The sequence below is a fragment of the Salinibaculum rarum genome (assembly GCF_030505615.1).
GTDB classification, from domain to species: Archaea; Halobacteriota; Halobacteria; order Halobacteriales; family Haloarculaceae; genus Salinibaculum; species Salinibaculum rarum.
On record NZ_CP129994.1, the window covers coordinates 325,767 to 343,578 of the forward strand.

Annotated in this window: 16 protein-coding genes and 1 pseudogene; 3 read left to right on the forward strand and 14 right to left on the reverse strand. The window is 51.0% G+C overall.

What is annotated here, in order from left to right:
- Positions 1-1,280 precede the first annotated feature (1,280 nt).
- The 3 genes from QYL91_RS17065 to QYL91_RS17075 form a co-directional block, all read right to left on the reverse strand.
- On the reverse strand, positions 1,281-2,495 hold the full coding sequence (locus QYL91_RS17065) for a DNA polymerase beta superfamily protein (protein WP_302083078.1): 1,215 nt from the start codon (positions 2,493-2,495) through the stop codon (positions 1,281-1,283).
- Positions 2,496-3,011: 516 nt separating this feature from the next.
- The gene (locus QYL91_RS17070; protein ID WP_302083080.1) at positions 3,012-3,617 is read right to left on the reverse strand and encodes a 5' nucleotidase, NT5C type; all 606 of its coding nucleotides are present in this window, start codon (positions 3,615-3,617) and stop codon (positions 3,012-3,014) included.
- 85 nt (positions 3,618-3,702) lie between these two features.
- Complete coding sequence (locus tag QYL91_RS17075) at positions 3,703-3,828, reverse strand: hypothetical protein (RefSeq protein ID WP_302083082.1); 126 nt, start codon at positions 3,826-3,828, stop codon at positions 3,703-3,705.
- A 318-nt stretch (positions 3,829-4,146) separates the two neighbouring features.
- On the opposite strand from QYL91_RS17075, the gene QYL91_RS17080 reads away from it, so the two are divergent.
- The 3 genes from QYL91_RS17080 (at position 4,147) to QYL91_RS17090 (ending at position 7,043) form a co-directional block, all read left to right on the forward strand.
- Positions 4,147-4,986, forward strand: coding sequence for a deazapurine DNA modification protein DpdA family protein (locus QYL91_RS17080; RefSeq protein WP_302083084.1), 840 nt, complete (start codon positions 4,147-4,149; stop codon positions 4,984-4,986).
- 147 nt (positions 4,987-5,133) lie between these two features.
- Positions 5,134-5,928 (forward strand): DNA replication complex subunit Gins51, encoded by a 795-nt coding sequence (locus tag QYL91_RS17085; RefSeq protein ID WP_302083085.1) that lies wholly within the window; start codon positions 5,134-5,136, stop codon positions 5,926-5,928.
- A 149-nt stretch (positions 5,929-6,077) separates the two neighbouring features.
- Entirely contained in the window at positions 6,078-7,043 is a 966-nt protein-coding gene (locus QYL91_RS17090; RefSeq protein ID WP_302083086.1) for a PDDEXK family nuclease, read from the forward strand.
- Here the strand turns inward: QYL91_RS17090 and QYL91_RS17095 are convergent, their stop codons facing one another.
- The 11 genes and pseudogenes from QYL91_RS17095 to QYL91_RS17145 all read right to left on the reverse strand — a co-directional run bounded on the left by QYL91_RS17095 (position 7,044) and on the right by QYL91_RS17145 (position 17,789).
- A complete protein-coding gene (locus tag QYL91_RS17095) occupies positions 7,044-7,286 on the reverse strand; it encodes a hypothetical protein (protein WP_302083087.1) in 243 nt (80 codons plus the stop codon). It abuts the gene before it with no gap.
- Between the two features lie 171 nt (positions 7,287-7,457).
- The gene (locus QYL91_RS17100; protein WP_302083088.1) at positions 7,458-8,816 is read right to left on the reverse strand and encodes a hypothetical protein; all 1,359 of its coding nucleotides are present in this window, start codon (positions 8,814-8,816) and stop codon (positions 7,458-7,460) included.
- 266 nt (positions 8,817-9,082) lie between these two features.
- A pseudogene (locus QYL91_RS17105) lies at positions 9,083-10,374 on the reverse strand (RNA-guided endonuclease InsQ/TnpB family protein).
- 40 nt (positions 10,375-10,414) lie between these two features.
- A complete protein-coding gene (locus QYL91_RS17110; RefSeq protein ID WP_302083090.1) occupies positions 10,415-10,699 on the reverse strand; it encodes a metallophosphoesterase family protein in 285 nt (94 codons plus the stop codon).
- Positions 10,696-11,439, reverse strand: a complete 744-nt coding sequence (locus tag QYL91_RS17115) for a hypothetical protein (RefSeq protein ID WP_302083092.1) — start codon at positions 11,437-11,439, stop codon at positions 10,696-10,698. The genes QYL91_RS17110 and QYL91_RS17115 overlap by 4 nt, the downstream gene beginning before the upstream one ends.
- Positions 11,426-11,866 (reverse strand): hypothetical protein, encoded by a 441-nt coding sequence (locus QYL91_RS17120; RefSeq protein WP_302083094.1) that lies wholly within the window; start codon positions 11,864-11,866, stop codon positions 11,426-11,428. Before QYL91_RS17120 ends, QYL91_RS17115 begins: the two co-directional genes overlap by 14 nt.
- A 144-nt stretch (positions 11,867-12,010) precedes the next feature.
- Complete coding sequence (locus tag QYL91_RS17125; protein WP_302083096.1) at positions 12,011-13,708, reverse strand: DNA-methyltransferase; 1,698 nt, start codon at positions 13,706-13,708, stop codon at positions 12,011-12,013.
- Positions 13,705-14,490 carry a DNA polymerase beta superfamily protein gene (locus QYL91_RS17130; RefSeq protein WP_302083097.1) on the reverse strand — a complete coding sequence of 262 codons (786 nt, stop codon included), beginning with the start codon at positions 14,488-14,490 and terminating at the stop codon, positions 13,705-13,707. The genes QYL91_RS17125 and QYL91_RS17130 overlap by 4 nt, the downstream gene beginning before the upstream one ends.
- 28 nt (positions 14,491-14,518) lie before the next feature.
- Positions 14,519-15,583 carry a DNA N-6-adenine-methyltransferase gene (locus QYL91_RS17135; protein WP_302083099.1) on the reverse strand — a complete coding sequence of 355 codons (1,065 nt, stop codon included), beginning with the start codon at positions 15,581-15,583 and terminating at the stop codon, positions 14,519-14,521.
- 169 nt (positions 15,584-15,752) lie between these two features.
- A complete protein-coding gene (locus QYL91_RS17140) occupies positions 15,753-17,270 on the reverse strand; it encodes a methyl-accepting chemotaxis protein (protein ID WP_302083100.1) in 1,518 nt (505 codons plus the stop codon).
- 48 nt (positions 17,271-17,318) lie between these two features.
- Complete coding sequence (locus QYL91_RS17145) at positions 17,319-17,789, reverse strand: bacteriohemerythrin (protein ID WP_302083101.1); 471 nt, start codon at positions 17,787-17,789, stop codon at positions 17,319-17,321.
- Between the last annotated feature and the right edge of the window lie 23 nt (positions 17,790-17,812).

Sequence of the window (17,812 nt, forward strand, 5' to 3'; positions counted from 1 at the left end):
CGAACGTCGTACTGAACGCGATAATTTGCTAGGAGGGTGTTCCCGCTACCGGAACAACCCTGTTACAAATTGTTTCACGCCAGTACGGCCGTATGTCGCGCCGTGAACCAAGATGTCACCGACGCGCCCCACTGCGTAGCGTGCTCGCCGCGCGTACGTCGCAGCGACAGCACCCGCAGTCAAGGCAGCACGGTGCATCTTGATGGTGGCGGTGTTGACGGCGCGCTCCCGCGGAGAGGCACCGTGCTTGCGCCACATGCTGTGCGCATCCACCAGATAGCAAGCGAACATCAGGCTGCATGCCGAGCGACGGCGTTGTGCCTGGAATTCTGCTAGGCGGATTGCACTTAGTGGAATCCGGATCCCGTGAGTTTCACGGAGGTGTTGTGCCATCTCAACTACTGACTGTATTTCCGAGTCGTCCGCCAGGGCGTCTCGAATTGTAGTCAGCAGCTGAGAGGAGTCGTACGGTAATGCGTCTGGGTGTCGAATCGGGATGTCGAACAACGAAGCGATCGGGTTGGCGGGCCCCGAATCGGTGTTGCTCGCGTCATCCGACGTTGACACCGCAGTCGCATGAGAGTCGTGAGATGATGTGTCCTGCGTCATGTCTCTATGTGAGTGTGACGCCATGATACGCGCGTAGTCAGGCGTTCCCCGAGGACGACCGAACCTTGCGGTTCGCACCTCCCCGGGTGGTAGCGGGATGGACTCGCATTCACGGCCCAGGTCCGGGCCTGGACACCGCGAGGCGCGTCCACTGACTCTTTCGCGCGCCTCGCTGGCAGGTACGGGAATACCTGTTTGAGACGGTGCGTTGAGTCTATTCAATCTCACGACCGCAGATGTCTTGAAAGATTGGAAAATCGGCTGATTCCACGGCGAAACAACACTCAATCAGACATCGGATTCGTCGGATTCAGTGTCGCTGTAATGATCAAGAATCACACCGGTGTCTCGTTTGACAAGCCATGCAGTAAAGCAATCACCGCAGACGTCCAACTCGCTATCTTCGGACTCGAGACGGAATGTGCGACTCGATTTGTAACTGCACGATGTGCACTTCTGGGGTGTTTCGTGTTCAATTTCGACGATGCTGTCAACGCTGTCTGGAGGGATCATGGATTGCGTAGTATTCATGTGTTGGTTCGGAGACTCACCGCAGAGTCACCTTGCCCGTGGTCAGCTGGTTCGATTAGCAAGGCTGGGTCGCGGTGCGCGGCTCCATGTGCTGGGGTACTGCCGCGCACCGCACACGCTGCGCGACAAACATCCCGCTTCTAGAGTGCGGATTCCAAGATTTCATTCACGGCTTCTCGGTCGATGTGTTGCTGGTGGAATTGGTCGTCATGAACCACCGATTCTAATTCATTTAACGCAGTTTCAATCGTGTCAGCGTGCCACTCATCAAGATATTCATCGCCTGTTGCCGCGCGTTTCTGCTTGGCGTACTCCTTGATTGCGTCAACCGGTAAGTCAACGACTTGCGCGTCTTCCGGGAGATTCTCATAGACACGGATGAGCGCCATGAAATCCGTTGGCGGATACTGTGGTTCTGCAACGATAGTACTCCCAGCGACATATGCTGCTGTGAGAATTGACCGTGTCACATACACGAAGCGTTTGACTCGACGATCCGTCGACGCCCATTCCCACTCGTCGGCAGTCCCTTCATCAACCGTTGTGTATGACAGTTCACGCTGTTTACCAGAGTCGGCATGCTCAACAACAAGCAAATCTTCGCTGCGATCCGTCTCAACAATCTCCCAAGTGTCTTTCTGGACGTGATCACGTTTCACTAACCCCCACTTTTCGCCTGGTCCGACCTCAGACAAATGTATGGTTTCAGTGTGATCATCGGTTATCGACCGTGCAGTAATACTACCAGCACTATCAGCAGATTCCGGGAGGACCTCAAACTGTTCATGACGTGTGTCAGTCTTGTGCTCAGTCGGTGTATGCCGTAATCGTTGCACGAAATTATCCCGGTACATTCGCCCAGCTTGCCCATACGCGTGCCCGATGAGCGCACCAGGCCGAAACGATTCCAATGCGACGTTTTCGAGTTCATGGATGCACGGATGTTCTTCGTGGAGATACCGAATTGGTGACGCAAGGAATCGAAGCGCACTTGCGTTCGATTCGTTCACCAACTCACTGAATTTCGTAATATTCCACGCCTTGAATTCGACGTCTTGGTCGCTTGCAGCGACATCGTAGTTGAGTTCCTGTTCGAGCGTGGCGTATTCCGTGCCAAGTTGATAGTACGCCGCTGTGGGCTGCCGAAAGACGACCGCAACGTCATAATCGCTTGTATCACTGTTGAGATTCCAAGCATGACTTCCGACGTCGCGCGCAGCGAGCACTTTCACGTCGTAATCTGCTTCGATATTCGTGAGAGCGTCCTGAATAGCCGTGATATCGTCGTCTGGAATCGACGCCAGTGCACTACTTGGTGATCGATCGTCCGGATGGCGTGGTGTCGAGATACCCATATTGGAGTTCTCCGAGTTCTGTTTGTCAGTTTTTGTTTGCTGTGTCTTTAGTTCTAGGGGCGCGCCTGTATTTCGTCGTATACCAGTAGTTGAAAATACAGCAGTTCTATTCAGATCGCTGTTAGTACTTTTCACTCTTCAGTGTAGTCTCTTCCGCATTCTTCCATCGCGTTCAACAGAGCAGAAAGCTGCTTTTGTAACTCATCTTTGGACACTTTCTGTGAATCCTTGTCCATACATTATAATCTTCGGCAAGACATATAAATATTAGTTTTTAATTCTATAGGGGGGTGTTTTAGACATTTGTTATTGTATTGGCGCGAGAAAGATTTTTGTGTGATATTATACGCTCTTCTTTCGTTTCTCATCTTGGTCTTCGTGTGCCATTATCTTGTCCTCGATGTGCTTTGCAAGTGGGCTGTAATTTTTGGATTAAAGGTAAATCAGCAAGTGAAATTTGAACTTCTTTCCCTGAATAAAATAACCATATTTTCAACCACTGATACCACGGCGCGCTCACTCGAGTTGCTTAAGGCTAGTTTCGAGTAATTCTCGGAGTTGCGTCCACGAAGAGACAGAGTACGTGTCTGGGTGATTGAGTGTAGTAGATTCCCAAGCACCAGTGAAATGGATGCCGTGAGATCCGTCGTTCACAGCATCCAGGACGTGCTTGTGGTAGTCGTCAATGAGGACGTCAAAGGACGTGTCAGCGTTCGTTTTGTTGTCTGGAATATTAGAAGGAAGTTCAATATCTGGGAATCCATGCCGTGCAAGCCATTTCTCGATGTTGTCGTGGATTTCAGGTGGGCGATGTGTGACGATGATTGGATCTGCAAACGGGTGGTTGGCAAGCCAGTTTGCATGTTTAATAGCGCCAGGAACCGGGTTTGTCTCTGTGAGTACGTCTGGATCACCAGCGAATTCCCACATGATGTCACCCATTGTGAGGTCGGTGTTGGGAATGGATCCATCCCATTCGATGTCGTTACGGGTGAAGTCTGGCGCGTGATTTTCTTGAATGTGCTTGGTGGCGTACCCGTGGATGTCGCAAAGTACACCGTCGAAGTCAAGTCCGATGTGGACTCGTGGCGAATCAAAAGCCAAGTGAGTATCTACAGACATATGCTGAGTAGGTTATCTGCTGCTGTGAGGCTATTGTTTTGAAGTGTTTAAAAATTCTTCCTATACGATTTGGGGTTATGCTTCATCATGCAATCTGCGGTTCACCAGCCTTTGCGAGTGCATCATATTTCTGCTCGTCAGCATTCCACTCACATGCTGGTGCGAGAATTGATTGGACGTATTCCACCGGGATGACAGTGCCTTCCTGCATTGCGGGCCCCCATCGGATACTTACAAAGTCGTCATGTCCTTCCGTGTCTGTTCGCATCTTCGGCTCCACATCAACTCGCATTACGCGAGCACGATGTTTCCCATAGAGTCCACCGTTCGTTCGCGCGAATACGAGCATATCTCGTTCGAGGTCGTCAAGAGTAATCATGGATGTTGTTGGCTGAGGGTATGACTTGGTTAAGACCGGTGGCGCCGCGCTTCACTCGTCTTCAGCGGCGCGGCGCCACACTGCGTTTCATCGGGGCTTCAGCTTATCCGTGAGCCGTGACTACACTGTGGTAACTGGTGACCGGTTGGTATGTCGAATTCGGACTTTCAGTTCTATTGGGGCGCTGCCAGCGGCAGTGCGCAAAAAGCACTCCGGAAACTCGAAGAACCGTCTGTGATGTTGAACTATGCGACGAAAAACAACTACCCGTGGGAAGGCATCGATGAACTCTTCATTGACAGTGGCGCGTACTCGTTTTTGATGGGGAAAGGCGAATATGCCACAACTGACACGGACTACTTGGAGTACGTGGAAACGCACAATCCGCGATTTTTCGCGCTTCGAGATTATCTCTGCGCGCCAGATGTCCTCGAGGAACACAACGCTACCGTCGAAACACACCAAACAAAGACAACAACCCGACACTGTGAAATGATGGACTTAATTGACGACCGCGGGATAGCAACTGACGCAATACCAGTCAGCGTCGTGCAGGGATGGCAGCCGCATCAGTACGCAGAACACGTTGATGACCTGCGTGACCACGGATTATTAACAGATCGTGTTGGCATCGGCTCGGTCGCACGGAAGAATCAGGCAGAAACAGTTCGACGTGTTATTCACACGGTGCGAGAAGCACTCCCATCTCGGTGTTCAATTCACGCATTCGGTGTGAAACGGTCACTTCTCAAATTCCCAGACATCGTTGACGTATTGGCAAGTGCAGACAGTTGCGCGTACGAATTCGACCAGTACATGAACCACACTGTCCATGCAGACGTCACAACGTCGAAATCCTGGCGTGACTACGCGTTCTTCTATTTGCGGATGAAACGCCGTGTTGAGACACTAGTGACAGCAGCAAACGGCGCAGCAGAACCGAGTGCTATCCGTGATGACTCTCAAGAAGGGCTTGACGCGTTCTTGTGAATTTCACGCTCGGGTGAGACACGAATCTTTTTCAGGCTGCCAGATGCACATTAGGATAACCCGCAACTGGCATGCACATTCCCGCGAGGTGCATGTGCGTAGTGACGCTAAGAAACCGCCGGTCAAGTAAACAGCATCTAATACACGATGAACCTGGACGACCTCCATCATTATCGAAAACAGGCACGGGATAGTGACTCACTCCAAGACCTTCCAAACGACTTCTACGAGGAGGCAGCAACATACATTGCTGATCTTAAAGCTGAGCGTGACGAAATTGCTGCTGAATCAGATGACCCATTCAGCGATCAAGAAGTACGGTTATTGAGTGACGAGGTTGACACTGCGCAGTCGTTGCTCGAAGCAATTTATGAACGTCGCGTTGGGAAATTAGTGAAAGCATCGTCATTTTCTGCGGCAGGACTGAACAATGGTGTCGATGAAAGCACACTGGCAAACCGAGAACAATCTCTCTTTGACGACCTGACATCACGCCTTGTCGAGGACCGTGAGGCGGTTGACCCACTCTTTACCGGGACACCCGAACCAAGTGAAACAGATTTAGAACTCACCGACACCTCGGAAGCCGACACTGACCCAGAGACGCCAGCTGATACCGAGAACTCCGTCGATGAGAACGTCCCTGAGTCAGAGCTGACGCAATCGAAGGATGAGTCGGGTGTCACTAACCCGAATCCTGAAAGTGCTGATGAGAATACGAGCTCTGATGACGGCGTTGCTCGGACTTCTGTCAGAGTGACGGTTGATGTCGGTGAAGTGTTTGGCGTTGACGAACGCGAATACGATCTCAAAAAAGGAGATGTCGTCACACTCCCAACCGCGAATGCAGAACCACTCATTGAGAAAAATGCTGCCGAACGCCTTGAAGACACCTCACCTGATGACACCCGTTCAGCAGAAGCGGCTGAGATACCAGCCTAGTGTCTCTTCAGTCGTGATTCGCTAGATTCGGCTTCCACAGCGTTTCTTGGGTGTATTACAAACCGCGGGAAATATACGTCGTGTTGGCCGACGCGCACTGGTAGTGGAAGCCGGGAGTAATATACCAGTGCGGATTATATGTGTGGTACATGACGTTCTGGTTGATAAAATCAGGCTACCCCGACATCTGGAACCACTGGGTTGACGAACTAGCGATATCCGTTGGATGGGATGTCGGACCGCACGAAGACGAGGCCTGGAAAGATCTTCGTAGCCGTATAAAAGACAAATTCGGGAATTACAGCAATAAAAAGGCCGGAGATGCGGTTAGTGCTATAAAGACGGTCGCGGGTAATCACCGCGATGAATCCATGCAGATGCAGGAAGGTGATACGGTAATCATCATCGGGATGCAAAGCGTCTACGGAAAATCAGTCGTCCGTGGAGTGGTCAAAGTTGGGAGCTACTCGTTCCGAGAGACCGGTATCTCACCGACCGGTGACCACACCTATACTCGGGAAATCGACGAATGGCGGTATGGAAATAAAGAAGATGAGGGGCCAGTTCCCAAGACATGGCTTGATGACGATTTCCAGATGCACGCGGACAACACGCTCCATTTACCGGAGACGATCCAGAAATCCTCATTTCAGGACCAAGAAACACTTGACCGGCTTGTCGAGCAGCTTCATGTGACCGAAGCAATAGAGGAACCCGCTTACAACCTCCGTGTGAACTCGGAGCGGGCGGTGGAGGAATATCTTGTCGGGAACATCGACCGGTTGATCGACGGTGCAGAAAGTACTGATCTCCGGCAGCAAGCGTACCTGAATGACAATTGCCGAGCTGACCTCTACTATGAGCCTGATGACAACAGCAGACCGTTGATTGTGGAAATTAAACAGGGCGAGGCAGGAACAGATAATCCGAATAACGAGGACGCATACGACCAGCTAAAGCGATACATGCGGATTGAACGGGAGAAAGGGAATGATGTCGGCGGTTTAGTGGTGGCCGAGGCGTTCGATCCCGAGGTTAACGAGAAAGTAGCAGGTGATGACGATGTGGAGATGCGGCAGATCGAAATTGATCTCCGGTTCGAACCGGTAACCTAACTAGCGAATCTGCTCTGATACGTCTTTTATCGTGTTTGCTTCTTCAGGATTCAGAGAGAGGACGCGTTCTTTCGCGTCACTGTGGTAGATGAGGACATCGCCATTTCCAGTCAGGTAGAATTCGTGTGTGTTGGTTTTTGCACTCGTGATGATATCATGTTCTGGAAGTGACGGGCAGTAGGAGGAATCCCATCCTGAATCGCCTGTGTGAGCGTTGCAGTCGTGGTTTGGATCTATTCGCATAGTTATCACCAGTGGGTGCATGCCGGGACTGGTGTGCGGCACGCCCCAAGTCACCATAGTTGGCGTGCCGCCGCACCGCATTGAATACCGAGAACGTGGTGTCGTGTCAGGGATGAGTGGAAGGTTACGTCCGCGTGAAACGCGGACGGAACTCCGGTGCGGCAAACAACTTCAAAGCTCGTATGTTACGCGAGTTGCTATCCATGCAATCCCACCGAAGACTACGATGTACAACGCTGAGTGGGCAAATTGACTGATTAGCAGTGTTTCTGGCATGAATGCAACTGGTTCAACCCAGACTCCGATAATACTCACCACCATCATTATGGTTGATGCACCTGCGATTACTGGTGCGCTTCGATAGACTACCCATGCTGCCAGTCCGAGTAGTCCAGCAATAACCTGCACAATCCCACCAACAAGGCGAGATGCAGCATCGATGCAGTCTGAAAGTCCTAGTTGAGATGAACTCCGGTGTGATGATACACCACTGGGCCCTCGTCGCAGTAGTCGTTCTGTGAATGATGGTTCACGACTGAATGGATCAACACGGTTTGATGACTCGGTAAACGCGTTCCGTGCTGGGCCTTGGATGTGCTCTGGTTGTGACTCAATTGTTGTTCGTGATTGAGCCGATGGTGTACTCCAGTCTCTCTTACGTGATGTACTGGTATTTGATGTTGTTGTCGATGAGTCCGTGTTTCCATTAGTTTCTACAGCATCAACAGCCCCTTCGACTGTTTCTTGTTTCGCACCGCTAGTTTCGACATTTGAATCACTGGTCGTAGATCCGTGAGTGTCTTCAGTGTTGGAAACAGAATTTTCAGTTGCCGTTTCAGTCACGTCGCCATCTCCTAACTCGGATTCAAACCCCCACTCTTCACCGGTAGTCTCCACTCCACCATCGCCATGTCCATCAAATCCCGAGTTCTGGTCGAAGGCTTCGCTCGTGGAACCATCTTCAGTTTTGTGCTGGTCTTCTTCAGCAGTTGATGTTGAACCCTCATTGTTAGGCCGTGTTCGAGCTCGAGGACCTCCACCACTCCCATTCGTTACGGTTTGTTCGTCGGCAGAGTTGCTCTTAACTGTTGTAGACTGAGCTCGTGGATCAATGACGGTCGGGTCTTCATCTTGTGACTCGTCTATTGGAGATTCTGCATTTTCTGAGTCCTTGTGATTTGAGGTAGCATCCGTATGTGCTGTAGTCCCGAATCCGCCTTTATCTATGTTCTCATTGGTTGATGAAGGAGACTCTGTTTTGTTTGTGCTATCCTGCTCGAAACAGGATGAATTCGGGTTATGACTGTCAGTCGTGTCGCGTGACTTGTTACTATCCGTCGACGCGTCATTTGAGTCGTCGTTTTCGTCTACCTCAGTGGGATTGATCTCGCCGATAGGGTCACCAATCAAAGATTCAATATCTTCAATAGTCTCTTCATCGTCTGACTCCATTGGATCAGTTCCGGTATCGTGGTCAGATGTCTCATCAACAGTGCATGATGAGTCATCTGTGGAATTAGTGTCTGACATAGTGAATCCTCCTGGGAGTGGTGTAGCGCGTGGCTGTCCGGGCGGTGTTTCCGGGAGCGCCGCGTCCACACGAGGTGCCTGCGCGGCGCTCCCATGGTGCTTTTTCGGGTGTTCCCAGTATAAACTGCGGGTACAAAAAGAGTGAGAGTTTTGATTACCGTTGGATGGTACTCTGTGTGACGTACAGTTTGTAGGCACCTAGATAGGGGTAGCGTAACTGTTACGAGATTCAGTAGTATTCGGTAGGATTCGTGATTGCACGATCGTCAGTGACCCACCCCTAAAGGGGTGGGCTTGCTGGTGGACTCTCGTTCTGCCGAACAGGAGTGTCGGACGCCACTTCAGTAGCGTTCACGGTCATCACCCCCAGCTTCAGGGCGTACTGACAGAACGCCCCTCCAGCGGGGGACTTCTGCCCCCGCCGGAGTTTCACCGCTAACTTCCGCGCAATGTTCTTCGCCGCGTTATAATCCGCGTTCACCGCGTACGAGCAATCTAGACATTCGAAGTGTTGGTCGTCACGATTCTCTTCAAGCGTACAACCACACTTCGAACACTGCTGGCTCGTATACTGCGGCTCAACTTTCTCAACCACAATCCCAGCAGATTCGGCCTTGTACTCGGTCTGCTGTTGGAGCGCCCGGAACGCCCACTGCTGGAACTTCTTGCCGTCGCTGATCCGTTCGCGTATTTGTTCCAAGTCTTCGAACGCGATGTGCGTACAGCCGTGTCGCTGCGCTTCAGCAACTAGTTCTTTCGAACACTGGTGGAGGTAGTCTTCACTCCAGCGTCCGAACTGGCCGCCGATACGCTGGAACGTCCAGTGGGCTGCTTCCGTCCCGGTTTGTTGCAGGCAAGCGCGGCGTTTCTCGAACTCGCGGCGTTGGTGGTTGAGATAATCAGCGTTGCCGACGAACTCGCCTGTTGAAGTCACGGCGATGTGGTCGTCAACGTTGCAGTCCACGCCAAGGACTTTCGAATCCTCGGCTTTCTCAGGACTAGAAACGTCGAGTTCCCGTTCCATCGCCGCGTGCAGGTAGAATTCGTCTGTTTTGCTGTCGTAGTGGACAGTACTCGTACTGAACGAGTAGTCGTCGTTCAGCAGGTACTCGCCGTGGGGCGTGCCTTCTGGATTGTCGGGCAGGTCGTACTCGCATTCGACTCTGCCGTTGACCGTGGCGAGACTCACCTTGTCTCGGTAGTAGGTCGCGGCCCGCTTGTCGTAGACGATGCTGAACGTGTTGTACTCGGGTTTGCTGGTGTTCTCGTCTTCTGCTAGCCGGTCTACGCAGTTGTCGATGTCGTCGGTGGCGCGTTTGATGGCTTTCTGCACGAGGTTGGCGTGCAGGTAGTCGGTTTCTTCCCGAAGGTCGTCGTAGATTGCGTTCTCAGCTTCGCTTTTGCTGGTTACGCAGTCTTCGTCGGGATAGCGCCACGCCCAGTCTGCGGTACGATTCGCGCAGTACTGGAATTTCTGGTTGGTGGCGTGGAGGTCACTCTTGCGGTCGTTGGGCACGTCGAGGCGGACGCGCACGGTGTGAGTTACCTCCCACGCCATATACGTCACAGTAGCAGCTTTTCTTTATTAATACTTTTGACTACGTGGGAGAGTCAGCAATGCCGTTCGGTGTAGGGAGTGTCGTGTAGCGTACGCGCTTCCTCCCACCCGTAAACGGGTGGGCTTCCGCGCTGTTACCGCTGTGATTTCCTTGCACGACAACATCGGCAACCTCACGAACGGTGTCGAGACAAGCAGCCGGTTGTGGACCATATCCAACGATGTCTCCGAGACACACGACCGCGTTAACATCAGGGAGATCATCGAGCACGGCATCAAGCGCGTGTTTGTTCGCGTGGATGTCCGAGAGTAAGGCAACTTTCATGCATCGAAATTGGTGAGTGTTGCTTGCTGGTTACTGTTTGCTGTGTTTGATGATTTTCTTGTGGAGGTGTTCTCACACCTAGGCTCTGAATCGCTCACATTGAACTCACTGAGCGATTCCTGGCCTGGCTGCCCATTCCCACTCAAGATTCGTTCCACGCGCTCTGCATCCTCCTGACGCGTGGAGAAATCCGCGAGAATCTCATTCGGCGTCACCAAATACGGGCGTGGAATATACGACCGCGCGATTCTATACGCATTCTCTGACTCTACTTCTCGATATGCCTGGTGGACATCTAAGATGTCTGGCTGCGTTAGTCCTTCTCCACTTACGGCTTTGAATGAATCTGGAACTGTCCCAACAGTCATGAACCACAGAAGATCTTTCAATTCTTCGCGCAGTCCGTGGTAGAACTCAATTACTGCCTCCGGTGAATTCTTCTCTACGGATGGCAAATCAACGAACGTTGGAATCGAAGCCGCATCGAAAAATGGGCTCTCCGGTCGGACACCGTATTGATAGATTTTGATGTCTGTGTCATCTTCAAGGCAGAGACACCACCACCGAGGAGTCAATCGATTAATCAGCGATGTACACCCGGTGCACATTGCGGCATTAACACCGAACAACCCGACATCAGGTGCTTCCTCTAATGGTGCTGCGCAGATCGCACAAACGTCAGCTCGTCCCGGTAATGGGACACCATTATCAGATGTAGCATTAGCGTCATTCGGCATCATTTTCAGGGGTGAATGTTGTCCCGTTGGTCTCGATTTTCACGGGTTTCAATGAGTATGCTGGTTCGGTAGAGTGAGTTGAACGACCTTCGTAGTCCAGCTGGTATGTGATTCGAATCTCTCCCGGATAATACCGTAATACGTCTAGAAGATCATCATCGTGCCGTGGCAAGTCAAGTATCCCTGCGCGTTCACGCGGATTCCCATCATCTACTGCCGACATTTCCACCAGAATCGGGAACACATCTGGTTCCGACACATCAACTGCGTCCGCGGCTGCTTCCAACACTGCGCTACTTGGCTTCAGGGAAGACACCTCTGATGCCTCCCAGTCGTACTCCAAACCATGCTCTGTACGTTGGAATACATACCGGTCACCAGCTTCTTCCACGACGATTTTCGACTCCCCAGTGAGTACTTCTAATGACATACTAAGTATTACCTCGGATTGATGTCGCTGTGTACCGCCCTTGGGATGTGAACGGACGGCGCGCCTTCATGTTGCCATTCAAGGCGCGCCCCCGTAAACGGCTGGGATTGTGAGTGTTTCTGGTGTTTCACTCCACAGCACCCGTTAGAACTCAGTGAGTGTCTCTTGGTTATCGTCCCGAAGTTTCGATGGGTCGGACACGTCGACGCCAATCCGCGATTCAGCTTCTACGACGTAATCGTCGTTGAGTTCGATGCCAATCCATCGGCGGCGAAGTTCACGCGCGGCAACACCGGTTGTACCAGCTCCGAAAAACGGATCGAGAACAATCCCCGGTTCAGTATCGTTAGTGTCACAGTCGCACGATGCCTTGACATCTGTTTGCTCTTTTTGCGCATTCAAGAATTCTCGGGCATAGCTTCCGAGTGCGTCTTCAGCTTCAGCAGCGAGGTTTTCAACTTCAGCACGATTTTTCCCGGTGCCATCCTGTGTGCGTTTTGCCTGGCCGGTGTCACCAAGACCGCGTGACCGGAGTGCCCAAAGGTGTTCATCTGTGAGGTCATGTCGGTCTGCAAGTTCTAACGCGCGTTGTGATTGCGGTCGATCGGTGGGGAGATTCCGAATATCTGTAACCTCATACATTGGGGTGTATGGTGCGCCGCATTCTGCACACACTTTCTCTGGGACTGTGGTGCGAATCAGTTCTCGCGGGAGTTCCACCGGGAATGGCGCGTCATGATCCGTGTCAGTTTGTCCAACACTCATTTTGAACACGTCTGATGGGTCTTCTGTGTTTTCGCGGTTGAAGTAGTGGTCACCATCAGAATGCGCGATGCAGATGAGATGCTCGTGCGTGTGTGAATACCGTTTCGAGACGGCTTCTGGCTTTGTGTTTGGTTTTACCCACGGACTATGATGGATTATATCGAATCCTTCTGTTTGGAGTTCCTGTACAAGCCGTTCTGGAATCCCAGCGATCGCGCCGTCTTGATATGAATCATCGAGAATCAGCCACCCGAGGCCATCTTTGCGGACAACACGCATCAGTTGCCGGACGACAGAGAGAAGGTTCTCAATAAACGCTGCTACGGAGGTTTCCTGACCGAGTTGCCCGCCTGCACCGTAGTCACGCATCTCGAGATATGGTGGTGAAGTTATACAAGCGTGAACACTATTGTCCGGCATCTCACTGAGGACCTCGAACGCATCACCCTGCGTGACTTCGTTAATAAATTCCTCAATTGGGCGTGTCTCTTTAGAGATTGGATTCCGCGGCATCACTGTCGTTGGCGGATGCTCATGTGGGTATTGCTGCTGGATACGTGGTCCTGGCCCTTCTGGGCCATCGTGGAGTGGTTTCGGCGGGAATGCTGTATCTGACGGTGAATCACTTCCAACCTCCACTAATGCAGCTGCATCTTCATGCACTGCGTATCTCCCACTATCGTGCTTAATGAACTTGTTTGCCTCATTCGTGAATGCTCGTGCATCGAAAACGCGGTACGTCTCCGCGTTACTTGAGTACAGCAACAACCAGTCTGTACCTTGTCGAACGTGATGCCCAACTTCTCCAGTAATGGCTGGGAGTTCCGCGACAACAAGCAGATATTCCTCGTAGTCACCACCGCAGTATTCGAGGACATCACCAGGACGAATCTCTTGCTCACCAATTGTGACCACCATGTCTTCCCGCATTCGTTCGAACACCGGGACTGGCCACAAGTACCGTGCAGCAAGCTCCGGATTCGACCCGGTAAGATAGTCATCTTCGAATAGGTATCCGTCGAGTCGCAGGTTCCTGTTGTGTGATTCGTTTGCTTGCTGGTGTGGGGCATCACTCATAGTTTGGTTCCTCCGATGATGGCTGTGAGAGTCGTGTTAATGGTTGTGAGGTGGTCATCTCTTTTTCCACTTCGGTCATTTCCCGCCGTTGGCATTGATTCTAGTGCATTTGCAATCCAATTGAGTGATTCCAGGTTTATTGCAATAGTTTCGTCAGCACGTTTTTGCTCAACGAGCTCCTGTGTATCGGCGACAACTTTGTCAGGAACATCCAACGACGAGGCTGCTGTCTTGACGAATGCGAAGAAGTTCACTGGTGGCCATTCATGCGTCTCATGGACAAATTGTCGGTACAGCAACGCGCGGTACACGTGAAGTGCAGGTTTCACGTTGATTTCTGGTTCATCCCGAACCGCACGTTCGTATTTTGAGCGGGCAGACTCGTGATAATGCCCCATCAAAGCCACAGGGTTGAACGTCATTTTTAGTGCATCTCGTAACTGATCGAATTCTGCCGCAAATGGTTCTCGGTGCCGGTATGGCGTTGGTGTTTGCAGAAATTCGAAAGCAGAATGATGTGATTTCGCCAGTAATTCACCGAACCGTTTGATGTTCCACCCGAGGATGTCAATGTTATCGAAGCTTCGATCGATGGTTTCGCGTTCTGAATTCACACGATAGTATGCTTCTGGTGACTGTCGGAATACCACACTCAGATCAGTATCACTGGATGAGGACGCAAGATTGCGTGGTTTACTCCCACGATTCCGTGCTGCGATAATCTCAATATCGTAATCGGCTTCGAGGACCTCTAATGCATCGTGAATATTGTTAGTGGACATCTGATATCATCTGCTCATTCGGTTACGGTTAACAGACGTAGCTCGTTGCTTCACCATGTGGTTCGATAATAGCTGGCCCCGCGGCTTCCGTACGATACAATTCTTCGAGTGTAACATCAGTCCAAGTCACTGTGTCCGGCGAGATACTGCATTTAATTTCTTTTGCGCGATCCGGATTCTGGTAGAGGCACACGTAGGTTTCCGGGTCAGTTGAAGAATCTACGCAGAGGAGCGTTGTCCAGTCATCTGGAGTCTGCGTATGTGCGTCCGTTGCGCGTTCACCGCTCACGACACGCACCGAGAGTTCACTAGGAATTGATTCCGGCACGCCCATCAGAGTGTCGTCGATACTCAGTGTGAGTTTGTCGAGTTTCCCGATGTCGTAGAAATCGATGACACCCTGTGGAACAGCTGGGGCTTCTATTGATACGTCTCGAATTTGTGGCCCAGACTCTTCGAGAGGAGGTATTGTCGGGTTACTGTTTCCTTGCGCAGTTACTGCTCCCCCGTCCGTTGAGAACATATCATCTAGGCGCGCCTGCTGAGCAGCTTGTTGCACTTCTGCCTTCGTGTACAATGTGCCTATGTTGTCTAGCATTTCGAGAACATCATCGCTAATATTCTCGCCAAATACCGACATGATGCTAGCGAACGGCGCGTTTTTATCTGTCCCGTTGAAGGTAAGACGTCCTTCAACGAGACAGAGATACTCGCTTTCGGCTGCATAGCGGTGAAACCACTGGGTACTGGTATTTCCGGGAAGAAGTGTGATAATGAGGTTTGGAGCGTTTTGTTCTCGGTTGGCTTCTCGCACGACCTTCTTGAGCCAATCTTTCAGATCACTGTATGGTGGGTTGACAAACACAGTGTCGTGCCCACTCCAGTCTTGTGCAAGTCCGTTATCTTCTTTCGTGAATCGAGTTTCTGCAATCGGGACTGGCTCAGCGCCAGAGCAAGGGTCAAGAGAAAATTTCCCGTCGATAGCTGATTGGAGTTTCCGAATGAATTCCGTTGGTGTTCCACGCTCATTGTTTCCTTTCTGCGACGTTACTTGGATTGCGGATTGTCCCATGTTGGAGTGATCAGTAGTCATAGGTAGGTCTCTAAGGGGTGTTGTTGGTGTGCCTGAAGTTGGTGTTCAGGACGGAAATACGGTTGGAAAGTTGATTTTGAGTGCTTGGGCGACCCGGGGGTGGTGCGCCGGGTTCATCTGTGTGTTTCACCCGGCGCACCAACTCCAACACAGATTTCCTCAGAGAAGGTTACTTCGAGAAAGACTCTGTGAGTTGCTTTAAGTCAGACGAGATTTGGAAGACTTTAGCAGATTGTTGCTCACTCGATTTAGCGATGTCTTGTATCTCAGTGTCAATCGATGCAATTCTTTCAGCAGTTTCATCGACTTTTGTAGCAACTTCTTCTGCTGACCGAGCTTGTTCGTCTGTGGCTTCAGCGACTTCTTGAGTGCCATGCGCGGCCTCGTCAACAACTTCAGCGATCTCATCGAGTTGGTTCATTGCATTTTCCACGTTTTCAATTCCAGAGTCGATTGTTTCAACCGTTGTTTCAGCATTTGTTGTTGTCTCGTCAATCACACTCTGGATGTCAGCGATCATCTCTTCGATTTCTTTTGCCTGCGATTGAGATTCCTCGGCGAGGTTTTTCACCTCGTCAGCCACCACCTTGAACCCGTCTCCAGCCTCACCTGCTCTTGCAGCCTCAATTGAGGCATTCAAAGCCAGCATGTTTGTTTGATCTGCAATTTCGTTGATGACATCTGCTACTTCACTGATCTGCTCAGCTTGAGTCTGGAGTTTAGTGATACTCTGTTTGATTGCTTCACCTTCTTTTTCAATTGTCTCTAAGATGTCCACTGCGTTTGTGGCTGAATCTTGCCCCTCAGATGCAGCCTGTGACGCGCGTTCACTAACAGATTCGACGCGATTAGCTGTCGCTGCAATCTCTTCAATTGTCGCACTAAGATTCGACATCTCGTTTTGCACACCTGAGATGTTCTGTGCCTCTTCTTCCGTTAAGTCTGCAATTTCGTTACTTCCAGCCGTTACTTCTCTTGCTAAGTCTTTGAGCTCGGTTACACCCTCTCGTGACTCTTCAGCAATCTCTTGACGTCGTTCTAATTCTTGTTCATAACTAGCTTCACGACTCTGAACGAATGCCTCAACAACAGTTTGACTGTCCACATTGAGTGCTTTGAATGCTGACGATAATGTGTCGTTGTTAGTTTGAATCTCGTCTTGGACTTCTTGGATCGTAGAATCCTCAACGCCCGCCTCTGCAAGAATCTCACCGACTCTGGATTCTGTTTGGGTAGTGGTTGTTTCAGCAAGAATCTCGAAATAGATAGTGAACTGGGCAAGATAGTATCGAAGGGGGATGTTGGATTCGGTAAGATATGTTCCAACACCAGCTTGAGTCTCAAAGTGAGATTTCCCGTATTCACTGTTCAGAGTCGAATTCAGATGCGAGCATTGAACATCTGCAAACTCATCAACAGTAGTTGAAGACTTTTCAATTGCGTTTACGACTTCTTCATCAGATTCTAGCTGAGTTTGAAATCGGTCTCCGAGATTGTCATCGGTGGGTGAAAGAGTCGAGGTTAGTGCCCGTAATCGCTTCACGTCATCGGTATCGAATCCGGTGAAGGTTTTCCATGTCTGGATTTTGTCCGGGGTTAACCCGAGTCGCTCAACTGTTTGTTCAACATCAATGTCTTCTAAGAAGTCGGGGTCTGACGAGTTGTCCGGCTCAAGGTTTGAGCTCATGAGAATTGGTTCCTGAGTTTGATTGCTCAACGATTTAATCGTGCTACGTTATTGAAACGTTGAGTCGTCGAGGTCGTGGGAATCGTAGTCGTAATCATCGACTTTAGAGTCGTAATATTCGCCGTATGATTGGTCTTGGTCGCCGCCAGCGATGTGTGAGTCAAGCCAGTCCCGTGCGAATTCCAGGACTTCCATCGTGATGTACTCTCCTTCCTCGTGTTTTTCTCGGAGTTCAGTCACCTTTTCGGCGAACTCTTCGTGCATTTCCTGATGTTGGAAGAAACAATCCGAGCAGTCATCTGCGAACCCACACCCTTCCATGAACTCTTCTTCGTCGCTGAAGTGATGCTCAGTGTATCGCTCTAGTTCACGGAGAGTGTCTCCAAGCTCCTCTTCTGCTCGGCCCTCCTCCATTGCATCGTGGAGTTCGTTCAGCACTTCGAACAACCGCTTGTGCTGATTATCGTATCGCTCAATCCCGGTACTGTACCGTCGGTCATCCCATTCAATCAGGGGCATATCTGGAGGTATCCACTATGCAA

What these genes read in the sequence shown, in the direction of transcription:
- QYL91_RS17065 (WP_302083078.1), bottom strand. Translation starts at nt 2,495, where the DNA reads ATGGGTATCTCGACACCACGCCATCCGGACGATCGATCACCAAGTAGT.
- QYL91_RS17070 (WP_302083080.1), bottom strand. Translation starts at nt 3,617, where the DNA reads ATGTCTGTAGATACTCACTTGGCTTTTGATTCGCCACGAGTCCACATC.
- QYL91_RS17075 (WP_302083082.1), bottom strand. Translation starts at nt 3,828, where the DNA reads ATGCAGGAAGGCACTGTCATCCCGGTGGAATACGTCCAATCAATTCTC.
- QYL91_RS17080 (WP_302083084.1), top strand. Translation starts at nt 4,147, where the DNA reads ATGTCGAATTCGGACTTTCAGTTCTATTGGGGCGCTGCCAGCGGCAGT.
- QYL91_RS17085 (WP_302083085.1), top strand. Translation starts at nt 5,134, where the DNA reads ATGAACCTGGACGACCTCCATCATTATCGAAAACAGGCACGGGATAGT.
- QYL91_RS17090 (WP_302083086.1), top strand. Translation starts at nt 6,078, where the DNA reads ATGACGTTCTGGTTGATAAAATCAGGCTACCCCGACATCTGGAACCAC.
- QYL91_RS17095 (WP_302083087.1), bottom strand. Translation starts at nt 7,286, where the DNA reads ATGCGAATAGATCCAAACCACGACTGCAACGCTCACACAGGCGATTCA.
- QYL91_RS17100 (WP_302083088.1), bottom strand. Translation starts at nt 8,816, where the DNA reads ATGTCAGACACTAATTCCACAGATGACTCATCATGCACTGTTGATGAG.
- QYL91_RS17110 (WP_302083090.1), bottom strand. Translation starts at nt 10,699, where the DNA reads ATGAAAGTTGCCTTACTCTCGGACATCCACGCGAACAAACACGCGCTT.
- QYL91_RS17115 (WP_302083092.1), bottom strand. Translation starts at nt 11,439, where the DNA reads ATGATGCCGAATGACGCTAATGCTACATCTGATAATGGTGTCCCATTA.
- QYL91_RS17120 (WP_302083094.1), bottom strand. Translation starts at nt 11,866, where the DNA reads ATGTCATTAGAAGTACTCACTGGGGAGTCGAAAATCGTCGTGGAAGAA.
- QYL91_RS17125 (WP_302083096.1), bottom strand. Translation starts at nt 13,708, where the DNA reads ATGAGTGATGCCCCACACCAGCAAGCAAACGAATCACACAACAGGAAC.
- QYL91_RS17130 (WP_302083097.1), bottom strand. Translation starts at nt 14,490, where the DNA reads ATGTCCACTAACAATATTCACGATGCATTAGAGGTCCTCGAAGCCGAT.
- QYL91_RS17135 (WP_302083099.1), bottom strand. Translation starts at nt 15,583, where the DNA reads ATGACTACTGATCACTCCAACATGGGACAATCCGCAATCCAAGTAACG.
- QYL91_RS17140 (WP_302083100.1), bottom strand. Translation starts at nt 17,270, where the DNA reads ATGAGCTCAAACCTTGAGCCGGACAACTCGTCAGACCCCGACTTCTTA.
- QYL91_RS17145 (WP_302083101.1), bottom strand. Translation starts at nt 17,789, where the DNA reads ATGCCCCTGATTGAATGGGATGACCGACGGTACAGTACCGGGATTGAG.